This is a genomic window from Paenibacillus harenae, from assembly GCF_030812415.1.
In the GTDB taxonomy this organism is placed as follows: domain Bacteria; phylum Bacillota; class Bacilli; order Paenibacillales; family Paenibacillaceae; genus Pristimantibacillus; species Pristimantibacillus harenae_A.
The window spans coordinates 563,412-578,691 of the sequence record NZ_JAUSST010000006.1 but is presented as its reverse complement, the minus strand read 5'-3'; the positions used below and the strand labels follow the sequence as shown (position 1 = coordinate 578,691).

13 protein-coding genes are annotated in these 15,280 nt (G+C 47.5%); all 13 read right to left on the bottom strand.

The features are described from left to right. Position 1: 1 nt before the first annotated feature. Entirely contained in the window at positions 2–1,522 is a 1,521-nt protein-coding gene (locus J2T14_RS23580; protein ID WP_307474716.1) for an extracellular solute-binding protein, read from the bottom strand. Positions 1,523–1,710: 188 nt separating this feature from the next. Further along, entirely contained in the window at positions 1,711–3,987 is a 2,277-nt protein-coding gene (locus J2T14_RS23575; RefSeq protein ID WP_307474714.1) for an AraC family transcriptional regulator, read from the bottom strand. Positions 3,988–4,351: 364 nt separating this feature from the next. Beyond that, complete coding sequence (locus tag J2T14_RS23570) at positions 4,352–4,486, bottom strand: paeninodin family lasso peptide (protein WP_307474712.1); 135 nt, start codon at positions 4,484–4,486, stop codon at positions 4,352–4,354. Between the two features lie 119 nt (positions 4,487–4,605). Then, positions 4,606–4,743 carry a paeninodin family lasso peptide gene (locus tag J2T14_RS23565; protein WP_307474710.1) on the bottom strand — a complete coding sequence of 46 codons (138 nt, stop codon included), beginning with the start codon at positions 4,741–4,743 and terminating at the stop codon, positions 4,606–4,608. Positions 4,744–4,777: 34 nt separating this feature from the next. Next, entirely contained in the window at positions 4,778–6,700 is a 1,923-nt protein-coding gene (locus J2T14_RS23560) for an asparagine synthase-related protein (RefSeq protein WP_307474708.1), read from the bottom strand. A gap of 167 nt (positions 6,701–6,867) precedes the next feature. Further along, positions 6,868–7,011, bottom strand: a complete 144-nt coding sequence (locus J2T14_RS23555) for a paeninodin family lasso peptide (protein ID WP_307208106.1) — start codon at positions 7,009–7,011, stop codon at positions 6,868–6,870. Between the two features lie 27 nt (positions 7,012–7,038). Further along, on the bottom strand, positions 7,039–8,970 hold the full coding sequence (locus J2T14_RS23550; RefSeq protein ID WP_307474706.1) for an asparagine synthase-related protein: 1,932 nt from the start codon (positions 8,968–8,970) through the stop codon (positions 7,039–7,041). A gap of 51 nt (positions 8,971–9,021) precedes the next feature. Next, positions 9,022–10,827, bottom strand: a complete 1,806-nt coding sequence (locus tag J2T14_RS23545; protein ID WP_307474704.1) for an ABC transporter ATP-binding protein — start codon at positions 10,825–10,827, stop codon at positions 9,022–9,024. Positions 10,828–10,848: 21 nt separating this feature from the next. Further along, on the bottom strand, positions 10,849–11,340 hold the full coding sequence (locus J2T14_RS23540; RefSeq protein WP_307208109.1) for a lasso peptide biosynthesis B2 protein: 492 nt from the start codon (positions 11,338–11,340) through the stop codon (positions 10,849–10,851). Next, positions 11,340–11,633: a lasso peptide biosynthesis PqqD family chaperone gene (locus J2T14_RS23535; RefSeq protein ID WP_307474702.1), complete on the bottom strand. Its 294-nt coding sequence runs from the start codon at positions 11,631–11,633 to the stop codon at positions 11,340–11,342. The genes J2T14_RS23540 and J2T14_RS23535 overlap by 1 nt, the downstream gene beginning before the upstream one ends. Continuing rightward, a complete protein-coding gene (locus J2T14_RS23530; protein ID WP_307474700.1) occupies positions 11,630–12,583 on the bottom strand; it encodes an ATP-binding cassette domain-containing protein in 954 nt (317 codons plus the stop codon). Before J2T14_RS23530 ends, J2T14_RS23535 begins: the two co-directional genes overlap by 4 nt. Positions 12,584–12,658: 75 nt before the next feature. Further along, a complete protein-coding gene (locus J2T14_RS23525) occupies positions 12,659–13,828 on the bottom strand; it encodes a nucleotidyltransferase domain-containing protein (RefSeq protein ID WP_307474698.1) in 1,170 nt (389 codons plus the stop codon). A gap of 24 nt (positions 13,829–13,852) precedes the next feature. Beyond that, entirely contained in the window at positions 13,853–15,193 is a 1,341-nt protein-coding gene (locus J2T14_RS23520; RefSeq protein WP_307474696.1) for a UDP-glucose dehydrogenase family protein, read from the bottom strand. Positions 15,194–15,280: the final 87 nt, after the last annotated feature.

Genomic DNA, 15,280 nt, shown 5'->3' with positions numbered 1-15,280 from the left:
CCTACTTGTTCTTCCCAGCCAGATATTCATCCAGTTGCTTCTGATACTCCTCTTGGACTTTCTTCACATTGTCGTAAGCCTTTTCCTTAAACTTGGCCAGACCCTCGTTCGGTTCCACCAGCCCCATCACGATCGGATTATAAAACTCCGCGCCCGCATTGCTGAGTTGTGCCACTTCATTGGCTACCGGGCTTGGATTGAAGGTGAAGCCCGTCAGAATATCCGTTGTGAAGTTACCGGGATCCCTCTGCCACTTATTCAGCGCAATGTCATCTTCAGGCAGGCTGGCATCGATTCGATCCAGCTTCGGATTCCAGCCCCATGCGAAAGGAACGCCCGCATAAGGGTTATCTTTGATCGGTCTATAAAGACCTTCGCCCGCATCTTCCCAGTTTTTGCCCTTTATACCGTAGGCAAGAAGATCGTAATTATCCTTCTGGTTCAGCCAATTAAGGAATTGAACGGCGCGTTCTTTATTTTTGCTTACCACCGGAACGGCAATAAAATTGCCCGCTTTGTAGGTTGAGCTCAGCTTCATGTTGGGGTCGTATAAGGAGAAAGCTTCGGCAGAAGCTCCCGGAACCGATTTTTCAAGCGCCGTGCGGGTATTCAGATTGACGCCGAAATCGAAAAACGTGGAAACAGCCGCCTTTCCTTTGGCAAATTCCGCATTTTTAAGCGTAAGGGCGTCTTTGGCCAAAATTCCGTCCTGATACAGCTTGCGATATTGCTCGAAATTTTTCATAATCATGGGGTCCATGTTATCGAAAATATTATAAACCTTCCCGTCGTTCCCTTTGGTGTACAGTCCGGGATAGTTCAATACGGCGGCAATGTTGGCTGACGGATCAAGCATGTTTGCAAGTCTCAAGCCGATATGTTCCGTACCGTTAGGAATGAAGGGAGTGACTTCCGGAACCTTTTCTTTCACCAAATACATAAATTCGATCAGCTCGTCATAGCTCTTGATCGGTTCGACACCCAGCTGCTCCCGAATGTCCTTGCGAATGACGAACGTCCATGGGCGTATGAAATTCACTTCAAGCGGAACCGCATACAATTTACCGTTTACCTTATTGGCTTCCATCAGCTCTGCAGAGCGATTGGCCTTGATATCGGCCCCATATTTCTCGATCAATTCGTCCAGCGGTTCATAGAGGCCTGCGGCTATATTTTGCACCGGATTATTGTCCCAGATCAGATCGTAGTCTTCCGCGGAGGATAATGAAACTTGACGCTTCTGAAGAACGTCCGTCCATGGGATAAACACCACGTTCAGCTTCACATTAAGCGTACCAGCCAGACGGTTCTCCATCTCCGCCTTGACTTCATCCCAGCCCGCCGGCGGATCTCCGGGGAACATGATCTTCAATGTAGCCGGATTCAATCTTCCGTCTTCGGAAGCCTGCGGCAAATCGCCTGTTTCGGAAGGGCCCGGCCCATCCGAACTGCAGCCGGCCAATATTCCTGTCAGAATTAGCGATACCACCATTAACAAGAACCTTCTTCTTCTTAACTTCATGGTCTAACCCCTCCTGCTTGATGATCATCCGGACGGCGGCCGCGACGATTTCCGCCCTAGACCATCTCATCCCGCTTCTGTCTGATCATACTCGGGTTGTTCTGCTTCCGTACAGTCCGGTATCTAACAATGGGTACGAAAGTTGATAAATGGCAAGTATCCTTTTTCCAACTATGAAGTACGGATTTCTACGCTTTGTCTTGCGTATTTTCAGTACGGTATTGGTTCGGCGTCATTCCTGTTGCCCGTTTGAACAGGGAATAGAAGGTGCTCTTGGTTTGAAAACCGGACTGTTCCGTTATATCGGCTACCGTCCAATCGGTCGTTGTAAGCAGCTTGATCGCGTACTCGATCCGTTGGTTTGCAATATAGTCGGATAATGAGAACTCAAAACGCTCTTTGAATATTTGCCGGGCATAGTTTACGGATATGGACACATGAGTGGCAATATCGTCCACGGAAAGCATCGGATTATGAAGATGGTTGCGCACATATTCGATCATCTCGGCGGCGACCTCGTCCTTTCGGGTCGAAGCATTCTTCTTCCGGTGCTGGTCCATGATCTGCAGCAGCTCCCCGTACAGCCAAGAGTTCACTTCTCCAATGGTTGCGAATTGCTCCAGGAAAGTATGGATGCTCTTCATTCCTTGGAACGTCTTATAGTTCTTGAAGCTCTTCATAATCGAATAAATAATATGAGTCAGCTGCAGCTTGCATTCCTCATAGCTTAGCGCCTGCATATGCAAGGTAAGTTCATCCAAGTAACTCTTTAGAGCCTTATCGTTCCTAAGATTAACGGAATAAATCACCTGCTTCAGCAAGTCTTCATCCAGATTGCTGTCTTCACCCAGCTGATACCGCTCCAGATCTTCGGAGGTGAATACCCGATCCTCGTTATATATGAATCCGATCAGAGTCAGTTCGTACATCCGGTTATAAACGGTGTGAACATTGTCTTCCATATGAAGCACGGAGCTGACAGCCGCATGTAATTCCAGTTTCAGCCACCGTCTGATCTGAGCTCTTACCTCCTCCATCGCTGCGATGGCCAGCTCCGTATCTTCCCCTGAAGCGGACGAAGATATAAGCGCCACAAGGTGATCCGAGCTGAAATCGGCCGTTTCCGCGGCAAAGCCGTGATTCGCAAGGACTTCGACCATAATATTGCCCAGTGCATAGCGGAGCAATTTTCGCGAAGCGAAATCGTAACATTCCTTGAACCGCACATATGACTCCAGCCGTACGACCGCCATGCGGAAAGAGCCCGTCTGGAGGATTTTCGTTTCGCTTCTAATAAACGCTTCGACAGGTTCGGAAGCTTTCGAATTGAGAATCCATTGGCGCAAGAAATCCTCCTTCACCAAAGCTTTGCTGCTCTTGATCGACAAGTCCAATTGCTCGATCTGCTCGACCAGCAGATGAAATCCGGAATGAATCCACTCAATCTCATTATTGGCATTCGTTGTCTGCGCCATCGGATGCTTCTTGCCGAGCTTGCTTTGCAATTGAAAGGCCAAATCGCTAATGGGCTTCAAGCTGCGGTAGGATTGCCAGAACAAGAACAACAGTAAAGCTAACAGCAGAAAGATCGAGGATCCGATAATTTCCGTCCGGATCTTGGTTATTTTCGCTTGCCACAGAGAGATCGGCGACAAATGATAAACCTTCCATCCTTCAATAGGAAGCTGTGCCGTCTGAATAGACCAGGTTTCATTGCCGGACTCCCATTTCCAGCCCTGTTCTGCCGCCTCCGGCGTATCCGTCCCCATGAGAACTTCCGTCAACGCGGTATCCGTATTGCCCAGAATGAACTCCTTGTTTTTGCCTTCAATAAAAATTTTGTTCTGATCTTCCTTCGATATTTGCAGCATGTGCTCATTCAGCAGCGGCTTGCTGAACAGAATCGCCACGAATCCATGATAGTTCTGATTAGGCCCGGCTGCCGGCACGACAAGCGCTAGATGCGATTCGCCCTTCACCTCATGGTTGAAAAACTGCAGATACGGCGTTTTCTGACTCTTAATGTAATTAAGCATGGCTTGATCATAGAAATCCTGTATCGTATAAATACTTGAGTCTGAAGTATAGATTTGGCCGAGATTGAAGTTGAATAAATAAATGCCGTCTATGAAAGGCTCGCTGCTCCTAAACTCCCTTACGCTTTCGGCCGCTTTATTTAACGCCAGGGCGGAATAATCATTTTCGCCCATGTTGATCCACAGTGCGATATTTTCATCCGAATAAATTCTGAGTGCAAACTGACGCAATTTCTGCAAAGTAAATTCCGAGGTTTTCACGACCTGGTTCATTTTCTCTTGGTTGGACTTATTGATTTCATCCATTGCGCTTTGAGCGAACTGCCGGCTCAGGAACATGGTAAACACAAGGGTGAGCAAGCTTACGGCTATGCAAGAGTATAGAAAAATGCTGGAATACGTCTTCTTCGGCTTTATCCGGCTCCACATTTGCATCCCCCTGCTATTCGCGCAAGCGTAACGGCTGTCGCCGTTCTTTGGCGGCGTAAGCTAACGTTTCGCGGTGAATTCCAACTTGTCCAGTATGAAATTTATTAAAGAAGTCCGGATTTTATTACAATAGAGTAGAGCTTTCGCATCGGTAAACCTAATCCATTGTCACCTCCCCGAATAAAAAAGGCATGCGGAACGCAAAAAGCGCCATAGAGGATCATAGCTTAAGCTGTGATCCTCTATGGCGCTTTTTGGTGTATCCGTTAAACTGGTTGCTCAACAAAAAAAGCGCCGTAAAGGCACAGCTAATGCTGTGGTCCTTTACGGCGCTTTCTAATGCAGCATTTAAAGAAGATAAATCCTAGGAATCATAAACGTCGAGGTCTACGAGCTTGCCGTCAACATAAGTAAAATCCATTTTCGATACACCAAAACCTGCCATCGTTTCCGATACTTCCAACACTTCCAGGGATAGTGCCGTCCATTGTTTTTTCATTGTACTCCACCTCCTTTCAAGCCCGATTTCTGCCGTTTGAGAAACCGATAAGCGATCTAGCAGCATAAGTATATTTAAGTGAGGCTTTCAGTCTGCTCCGGCTTTAGGGCCGAAGAATCCTAGGAATCATAAACGTCTAGGTCTACGAGCTTGCCGTCAACATAAGTAAAGTCGATTTTCGATACACCAAAACCTGCCATTGTTTCGGATACTTCCAGCACTTCCAGCGAAAGAGCTGTCCATTGTTTTTTCTCCATTCTATTCACCTCCTTTCAAGTACAATTCGAATTCCTAAATCAACCTTTTGAGAAAACGATAGGCAATCAAGCTGCGCATAAGTAACTTTAGGTGAGGGTTATCAGCATCCTCGGGCTTAATTCCCGAACTCACCTTGCTCATCGATTCCTTCACTTGCATCAGATCCAAATAGCGGGAAGCCCGCTCATCCCTGCACAGTGCACGAAGCTCTTCATCTATCGACGGCCACCGCGGAATAATCCGATGCACCCAATCCATGCCTTGAACGCCCCGTGTCCGTTGATTCAATCGAACCTTGTCCGGCAGAATATTGTTGGTTGCTCTTCGGATAAGAGAACGCCCGAAGCCATCCTTCACATATTGTTCCACGGGGATCGACAGGCAAAATTTGATCAGACGTATATCGCTGGTCGCATCCCGCTCCCATATGCCCAGCCGGTAGGATGACTTCGCCGAAATGGTGCCCTGCATGCTTAAAACCGCCTGATTGCTGAAGTAATCCTCGCGTTCCCTCAGCATTCGATATGTTGACTCCCGCAAACCGACATCATACTGCGACAGCTTCTCGAATACCCCGGAGCTCCTTGCAAAATCAGCTTGAATGATGGGAGGTACCCCCGGTCGAAAAGAAGCCTCTTTTTCAGGAAAAACCTGCTGTCTAATCGCGCGAATGATTCGTTTCCGGCCGGTACCCAGCTGCCTGCCGTACAATGAAATCTCTCGGTATAATTGGAGCCATTGAAGCTTCTTCACCAGCAAGCTGTAATAACCGATAGCAGAACCCCAAGATATGGAGTAATTCCCTCTGGCTCCCGTGAGCAAGACGCCTATTCCTTGACTCGCCGCTTCTTCATGAATGCCTTTCACCCAGAATGCATTTTCGAAATTTTTGTATGGTCCTTCCAAACCGTCCATCCATTCATCAATCTCCGTAAAAGGACTTATCCCCGGGAAATCTAATAAGTTCGCCTTAATATTTCCTACATAATCGACGATGGACTGAATATAAGGACTTTCATCCGCAAACATGCTTCTAGGCGTCCAATCTTTGAAATCCCGCTCCGGAATATAGCTGAAGGCTTGCAAGCTCTTGCCTTCCTTGGCGAGCATCCTCGCTGCGAACCCTGACACCGAGCCGGAATCAAGTCCACCGCTAAGGGTTACTCCTACCTGCTTGAAGGTACGCAGCCTGGAGCGAACCGATTCTTGGAAAATTTCCTGAAAAGCCTCCACGTATTCGTCATCAGAGCCTAGAGATAGTCTCTCTTCCGGGATTAATGAACCATACTTTGCAACCGTAAGCTTCCCCTCTTGCAAAGTAAACGCGTGTGCCGGAGGCAGCTGCAAAACATCTGCGTAATAGGTCGTATGGACATCGACTGCATCCAAGAGCGTCGGTATCGCCAAAAATTCGGCAAACCTTTCTTCGCAGAGTCTCTTATCTATTCCCGCTAGGGAGAATAGCGGATGGATCACACTGCAGAACGAGAATTGATTCGAACTGCGGTGATAATACAGGGTCCTGCTGGCAAGCTGATCTCTCGCCCCATACAGCAGCTTTCTGCTTGCATCCCATATAACGAAAGCAAAGTCTCCAATTAGATAACGCGGCATCTCCGGACCCCATTTGCGATAAGCAAGCAGAATGAGCTCGCTGTCCGTAATCCCGCTTCTTCGGTCCCGCCCAATCTCAAGCTGCTCGAACAATTGCCCGCGATTGTCAATGATTGCATCAGCGGTTATAACCAGTCCGGATTGCTCATCCCGAAAAGGAAGCCGTTCATTAACCGATTCCGGTGTTATCCATTGGGACCGGCAGCCAAGAAGAACCGACGTTTCCTCCCAAACTTCAAAGCCATCTCCCGGAAAACGTTGTACGGCTTCCATGAAATCTGCAGTCCCATCTTCCGGATGCAGTGGCCTATCGAATTGTATAACACCGGCAATAACGCTCATGCAATCACACCCTATCGACTTATGATTCATTACACCTATTTCTTCTTGCCTTCTTAACGATAAAGAAAGCTTCCGTGAACTTAAACCTTCTTTATCTTTAAGAAGGGCCCTTATACGTTATAAAAGTATAAGGGCCATGAAAATAATTGGACTAGTAGTAAGTCATCCTAGGAGTCCTCATGAGGGTGACCATTATTGTTGCCTTTACCGTTTCTGTCAGGATACACGCCATTCTTTCCACCCATGGTGGCGCTGACATCAAGGAGTTCCAACGTCAGTGGCTGCCATTCTTTCTTGATTTCCTTTGTCATTTGCTTCACCTCCTTTCATGCTTGGCGTTAAGAAAATTGCCTTATAAACCGGTAAACAATTAAGCTCTGCATTAATAGTCTTACATTCGGATCAAAGGCTAATTCAGGTTTGGGCGAGTTTCCGATTTTCGAAAGCGATTCTTTTATTTGTTTCACATTCAAAAAATACGAAGCCCCGGCATCTAGGCAAAGCTGATGAAGTTCTTCCGTAAAAGCGCTCCACGATGGAATCATGCGATGGATCCAGTCCGCCCCCTGCACACCCCGAACGCGAAGATTGAAACGGACTTTATCGGGTAAATAATTTTCGGTCGATCTTCGAATTAAAGAACGGTCCATACCATTTTGAACATACTGTTCTACGGGCACGGATAAACAAAATCGAACCACCCTGGGATCACAGGTCGGATCCCTTTCCCTGACGGCATAACGTAACGATAATTTCGTTGATGACGTCCCCTGATGGTTTAAGAACGACAAATTTTCGAACTGATAGATCCTTGCCTCAAATTCGTTCATTGAAGAATCGGTTAATCCGACATCATGGTTTTTAAGTTTATCGAACACTTTGGTTCGATCCGCTAAATCCGGATGGATTAAAAGCGGGATATCCGGCGAGGGCTTCGAGAAAAAAGTCGGAGCCGGAAATGCCATTCTGCCGATTATAGGCAGCAATCGGGATCTCCCGATTCTCATATTTCTACCATAGAGCTTCAGTTCCTGGTGAAAACGTATCAAACGCAGCTTTCTTAAAAGCTGAGCGTAGTAATCCAGCGCCGGGCCCCACGAGATGGAGTAATTCCCGCTCCCTCCATTCAGCAATACTCCGACTCCGTCCTTCTCCGCTTGCTCGAGAATCCCTTTGATCCAGAATGAATTTTCAAAAAACTTATAAGGCGCCTCCATCAGCTCGAGCAGGTCATTCATTTCCTCAAATGAGTTTCGACCCGAGAAGTCTAAATTGTTGTGCGCGATATTTCCTACATGTTGAACCGTGGCCTCGATATACGGTCTCTCATCGGCAAGCAAGCTTTTCGGTGTCCAATCCACAAAATCAGAGGGAGGGACATAACTGTAGGTTTGTAATGTTTTCCCTTCCTGTCGCAACGGGTTTGCGGCAAAGCTTACGACAGCCCCCGAATCCAACCCCCCGCTTAAGCTTGCGCCGACCTTCCGGTATGTCCGGAGCTTCGATGTAACGGCTTCCTGAAAGACTTCACGAAATGCTTCTTCGTATTCGCCGTTTGTTTTTAGCTTCAGATTCCCGCCAGGAGTTATGAATGTCCCGTATTGCTCCAATGCAAGGTTTCCGTCCGACACCGTAATCGAATGGCCGGGAGGAATTTGATCGATATTATGATAAACCGTAGATTGAACATCGATCGTATCCAAAATGATAGGGATCGTGAGAAACTCGGTCAACCATGACTCATTCAGCTCCTTCTTGACACCGGAAACAGTAAACAGCGGATTCATCGCCGTGCAAAAAGCAAACTGTCGTGAATGGTGATAATAATACAGCGTTCGATTTCCCGACAGATCGCGTGCGCCGAAAAGTTGGCGTTTTTGCTCATCCCATATGATGAATGCGAAGTCTCCTATCAGGTATCGCGGAGCTTCCTTCCCCCATTTCAGGTATGCCGCCAAAACAAGCTCGCTGTCCGTCATCTGTTTCCGCCGGAAATGCTCCACCTGCAACCGGTTAAATAATTCCTCCCTGTTGTCAATGATCGCGTCTGCGGTAATGGCAAGCTTATGTTGTTCGTCGTAGTAGGGCAGCCGTTCTTTAGTCGATTCGGGTGTAATCCATTGCGCGTGACAACCTAAAAATACGAAACGGTCATGCCAAACCCGCACATCATGGGCAGGGTATTTTTGCAAGGCTTGCATCATGTTTTCGATCGTTTCGACAGTTACAGGTTCTTCATTACAATTAAAAACACCGGTTATCGCACTCATTATTACTCCAATCATTTCTAGTTAGATTTAATAGCGTCTGGAGTGACCGAACTAACTGTTAACGCCCGTTTGATAGTTAAGCAGTTGTCTGAACTTTCCTTTGGCCTCTTGAGACAGCTGTTTATAGCCGCCTTGCTGAATAACCTCGCCCTGCTCTATGACAATGACCTGATCCGCATTGCGGATGGTCGATAATCGGTGCGCAATGACGATAATGGTCATGCTTCCCTTAAGACGGTCAAGCGCCTCCTGAATCAGCCGTTCGTTCTCGCTGTCCAGTGCGCTGGTCGCTTCATCCAGCACTAGAATGGAGGGACGCTTCAATATGGCTCTCGCGAGTACAATCCGCTGCCGCTCTCCCCCGGACAACCGGATGCCCCTGTCACCGATGACCGTATCCAAACCTTGCGGCAGCATGCGTACGAATTCATCGGATACGGAGAATTTCAAAGCGTTCCACAGCTCGGTGTCCTCGGCATCAGGGTCAACCAGCTTCAAGTTATCCCGAATGCTTGCATTGAAGAGAAAGGGATCCTGTGCCACATAGCCGATTGCGCTCCGTAGCGAGAGAAGCTGTTTCTCGTCTCTCAGCGTAACGCCGTCAATCAGCACTTGCCCTCTCTCCGGTTGAATAAGCCCCATGAGCATATCAATCAGCGTGCTTTTCCCCGCACCGGACATGCCTACGATAGCCGTCATGCGATTCGCGGGAATATAGACGTTAATATCACGCAGAGCGAACACCGGCTCTTTAGGGTCGTACCGGTAGTTGACTTTTCTGCATTCGATCCCTTCCTGCAATTGAAATGGCTTTCCCCCGTCCGAGGACCCCGACAAGGTGAGCTCCTTCTCCTGCTCATATTCCTGCTGCAGCTTACGCATGGCTTTGAAAGCGGGCAGATTGGTCGCCAGCTGTTCGATATTCGACTGAATCCCGATAAACCTCGGCCACAGCCGCGAGAAGATGAGAACAACCAGAATCAATTGCTCAGCCGGCGTGTGGAAGACCTCTAGAGCTAAATAGACGAATCCGGCAATAAGCGTTATGGACGAGATCCGGTAGATGAACTGGGACAAAGAATTGACTCGTACTAATTGGATAACGTTGCTCTCCAGCTCCTTGCTCATGTTGTTGAACCAACCGATATGGGAGCGTTCCAGCCTGTTGCTCTTAATATCCTTGATGCCGTTGAAATGATCGCTTATTCCTGCAAAATAGCTCTGGGACAGCTCCGATGTCTTATCGCCAATATGTCCCGCCTTCTTAATAAACTTGCGCGAGAATAGAGCGAGTATTCCGCCGCTTATAAGCACGACGGCCGTTAACAACGGGGACAGCCAGAAGGCCAGACCGATTTGGATAACCGTAAAAATAATGCCCGTGACCATCTGCAGGAAGAGGGAAGTGCCGTAGCTGACCCGTCCGAGCTCGTTCACCATGACATGATGAAAATCCGACTTCCGCTTGCGGAGAAAGAACTCCCATTTCGCCCCAAGCAGCCCCTGATACGTTTCCGTCCGGAGTGAACGGACGAACCCTTGCAGAATCCGTGAGTTCAACACCATCTGGCTTCGTTGAAGCAATGCTTGTCCCCCTACGATCATCACGTATATCGCTAGTACGACAGGCAAGTTTAACTCGATCGACGATGACTCGATGAATTCGAATAAGGAAGAGACAAGCGGCACTTCATCCATATTCATTTGAAATACGCCTATAATGCTAAGCATGGGAACGATCATATAGATTCCGATGCCGTCCAGACAGCTGATCACGAATGTAGTGAACATATTGAGGTGCAGACGGAATCCTGAGACCTGGTGCATTTTTCGTATAAAATAGAATAAATCCTTCATAAGAAAAACCCCTAATGCGGATTACCGCTCAATTGGCGACAGAACCGCAGCTTCTGTGTGATTCCCGAACACGGCAACGACAGCATACCGTTCCAGTCTTTCATTGCCGGTTACATAATACGACCCGCTGCGCAGCCAAGCGTGAGCAATCATTTTCCCCGTCTCATCCCTGCCGCTGCCCAGATAGAGCGTACTCGCGATTCCTCTTCGCCGCAGCATCTTCATCGCCGCGACAGCCTTGACCATGCACTGACTTTCCCACCATGTGACGCGGCTCATCGCATGAACGGCCTTGGATACCTTACGATGGATGAGATCCTGCTCCATCGTGCTCGTATATGGCGTCTCCCTCATATGCTCGCCAAGAGAAGGAGCTACTTTTGCGAATGGCAGCAGCTTAAGTACCCTCGCCAAAGCTAAGTATAAATAAGCCTCCACATACATCCGCTTCAAGTCTGCGGGGTAAGCTATGAATCTCTTGACTTTTCTTATCGCTTTCCTATACAAGTTCATTATTCCTTTCTAACTTGTATGAGTCCTTCGGATTTAAGCTGCTGCAAGTAAGTATGAACTTGCTGTTCGCACGCTCCGGGCTCTATCTCATATTCGGTCACCAGTTGCTTAACCATATCTTTTACGGACACAGGGGATGCCATCAGCTCCCACACTCGGCCCCCGAGCTGGCCTAAGTTGTAGTATTTGCCGTTCTCGATGCTCAGCATGATCTTCTCCCCGTTCATTTCGCTTACGAGGTAACCATCCGACTGTACAACAAGTTCGTTAGCGGTAATGATGTCGACGCTCATGAAATAACAACCTCCCTTTTATTAGTCAGACTGACAATTTGATCAACTAAGCCAAAAGCAGAGAAACCGTCTGCGGGGCGGCGGAGCTGGTACACCGGAAGCCCGGAAGCAAGCCGGGAAATCGATTGAAATTGCCATTGCTGCAGGTTCAACAGATGGAGAAGGGAACTTCGATAGGTATGCACATTCAAGACATGAAGCCCTTCTAATCTGTTATAAGCTTTAAGAGACGGTTCTGGTTCTGGTTCTGATTCGGAAGCTTTGATAAGCTCAACTACCCCGGCGAGAGGGAGAGGCTCTTTGCAAAATTGGGACCGTATAGGCACCGCGTATTTGTTAACCCTTTGGTAAATCGATGAATAGTTGTGGGAAAGCATTCCTAATTGTTCTATGCTTTCCTCCCACAGCTTTTGCTGCGGATAGGACGGATAGACAGTAGCTGCTGCCGAATCGTTGGACAAGGAGACCGCGATAACGTCATCCGTCATCAATGGATATCCACTGCGTACAAACGCTGCGGCAAGAGTCGATTTGCCGGCACCCGATTCTCCGACAATGGCGTAAACCTTCCCGTCAATGACGACTGCACTCCCGTGCAGGGGCAGAATCCCTCTCTGCATGAGCAGTACGCCCATACAGGTTCCGAGCAGGAAAAGCCGAATCTTCGCCTCATCCGCTCCCGGGTACGGGGTTACCGTGATATGGGCACCGGATGTAATGCTATAAAAGGCTGTTTCGGGTACATGAAAGAGAAATCGACCGTTATCGAAACGATAATTGGCCGTTGTATATTGATCCTGGCAATCTTCCAGCGGTGGATTCAATTCAATTTCTACATCGAATTCCGAAATAATTCCATGTATTTCATATGCTTCAGGCAGAACAATTTCACTTCCAATGTTCAAACCAAATATTCGATAATAGTTCAGAGTAAACACCCCGTTTAGCAAGTCGTATAAATCTTGTATTTATTTATACTATTCGTATTAAAAATTCATTTTATGTCGCTTTTTTCTAAATAAAAATTAATTATTTATGATATTTCTCCAGAACCATAGAAACGGCCGGAGCGGAACATATAGAAAATGAAACGGTTTATATAGCGGCAGCAGAGACATATCTTCCACGTTTGGTTCCAGGTGATTCAGAAGATACCTCGCTCTCTGCCTGCCTGTCATTAGGGATAGAGTGTATCGAAAATAATGCCAAACGACGCTTTTCTCCGGTACCGGGTTTAATTTAACTATCCTTTTGATAAAAAACAAAGATGTTTTCGCCAGCCGAAGAGCCTTCTTATTATTCGTCACTTGATTCATAGAATGAGGAATCTTTGAATCAAGCAGATTAGAAGCTAAGATGAAAGCCTGCCCTGTGAATGATTGTCCACCGTACTGTCTAAAATAATCATGCATTTTCCCGCTATCTATTTTAGGCATTAAACGATCGATATCCATTAACCAGCGCAATCGAAACCAGGCATGCCTGGCACCGTGATCAGCAAGATAATAGAGCAGGTCTTCATTTCCTAAGCAATGAAATTCCCGATTCAATAAAAGAACATTATTTCTGCGTCCCCACAGTCGATTGAATGAATGAGAATCACTGGAGTTAGGATTTAATCGCCAATGAATTTCAACTTGTACGGAATTTTCTTTATGACGGAAGGAAAGATGATGCATCTTCTCTTTCCACTTATGATTTAATGAATGCTTATCCTCTAATTCATATCCAAGCCGTGTCATGACTTCCTCTGCTCTTTCCACATCTTCGACATCGAGCAGAATATCCAGATCCTTGGATGTCCTATGCGACATATCGCCGTAAAGCTGAATGGCCAAAGTAGGACCTTTCAACAAAATGGTGCGTATACTGTCGTCTGATAATTTATCGCAAATTTTATTCATCTCTCTAGTCAGCTGCATCATCTTAATGATATTGGAATTGTAATGATAGCGGAGCGTCTCCATAATATCGGCAGGAATAAGAGATGAACGGATTTGATTTAGTTTCAAGTAAACGATAGGATAAACACGATGATGCAAGGTTAATTGTATGAATGAATCCCACTTCATATTATTTGAAGCGTATTCTCGTATCCTCTTCTCATCCAACTCTTGAACGTCGCGCAGAATGAATAACAGAAATGACAATTCATTCGAAATATCGCTTAAATCAATTTTCGCTGCTTTTATCATGAAAGAACCCCACTATCATTAGAATTACAATTGCATGACAGGAATTTGCTGTTTAACGCCTTTATTCAGGCTCGGGCGTCCGACGGAATAATAAACGAATGCGGTTCCGAGCAAATCTTCCTCATTAAACACATTGCGTCCGTCGATCAGAATGGCCTGATTCATGACGGATTGGAGCAGATTCAAATCCACTTCCGCGAATTCATCCCATTCCGTTAGCAAACAAAGCGCATCGGAGTCCTGAGCGGCATCAAGTGCCTGATCGCACCATTTGACGCCTTCCTTGCCGTATAAGGCCTTGAAGTTTTCCATGGCAATAGGATCGTATGCTTTCACCTTTACGCCGTTTTCTACCAAATATTGAATGATTTCAAGGGCCGGCGAATCGCGGACGTCATCGGTATTCGGCTTAAAGGCCAATCCCCATATCGCGACCGTCTTACCTCTCAGCTGGCCGTTAAAGATCGTCTCCAGCTTTCGGATCACATTAAACCGTTGATCTTGGTTCACTTCCACAACCGACCGCAGCAGCTTGAACTCGTAATCGACGTTACCGGCAATTTGGATCAGAGCTCTGGTATCCTTCGGAAAACAGGAGCCTCCATAGCCGATTCCGGCTTTTAGGAACGACTGACCGATCCGCTTATCGTAGCCCATCCCTTCCGCAACCTTCGTTACGTCTGCGCCTACCTTCTCGCAAATGTTCGCGATCTCGTTGATGAACGAAATCTTCGTAGCGAGAAAAGCATTGGACGCATATTTGATCATTTCAGCGCTGCGGATATCCGTCACGATGATTTGCTCCGTCAGCGGCCGATGCAGCTGGACCATCGTATCGGCAGCACTTTGGTTATCCGCGCCGATGACGATCCGGTCCGGATTCAGCGTATCCATGACGGCAGAACCTTCGCGCAGAAATTCCGGCAGTGAAATGCTGTCGAACGGCTCGGAGGTGCGGGTGCCGATCAGCTCCCGGATTCGTTCGTTCGTTCCGACCGGCACCGTGCTTTTTACGGCGATGATTTTATAGCCGTTCATCGCTTCGGCGATATCAAGGGCGGCTTGATTGATATAGGCCATATTTGCCTCGCCGCTTGGCATCGGGGGCGTTCCGACAGCCAGAATGATAATGTCCGACTGCCGCACTGCATCGTTCAGATCGGTTGTGAAAGCGAGCTTTCCGGCGGAGCTGTTCTTTTCCGCCAATTCCTTCAGCCCCGGCTCATAGATGGGAATCTCGCCAGCCTGCAGCATCTCGATCTTCCCAAGATCCTTGTCGACACAGATGACCTTATTCCCCAGTTCCGCATAACAGACACCCGATACAAGCCCGACATATCCGGTGCCAATGACCGTAATGTTCATTCTCATCACTCCCTCTATCAAGCGTAAACGGCTTTCGCTACGCACGAACCGTTAGCTGCGTCTTTGCGCAGCTCGGTTCTGTGCCGT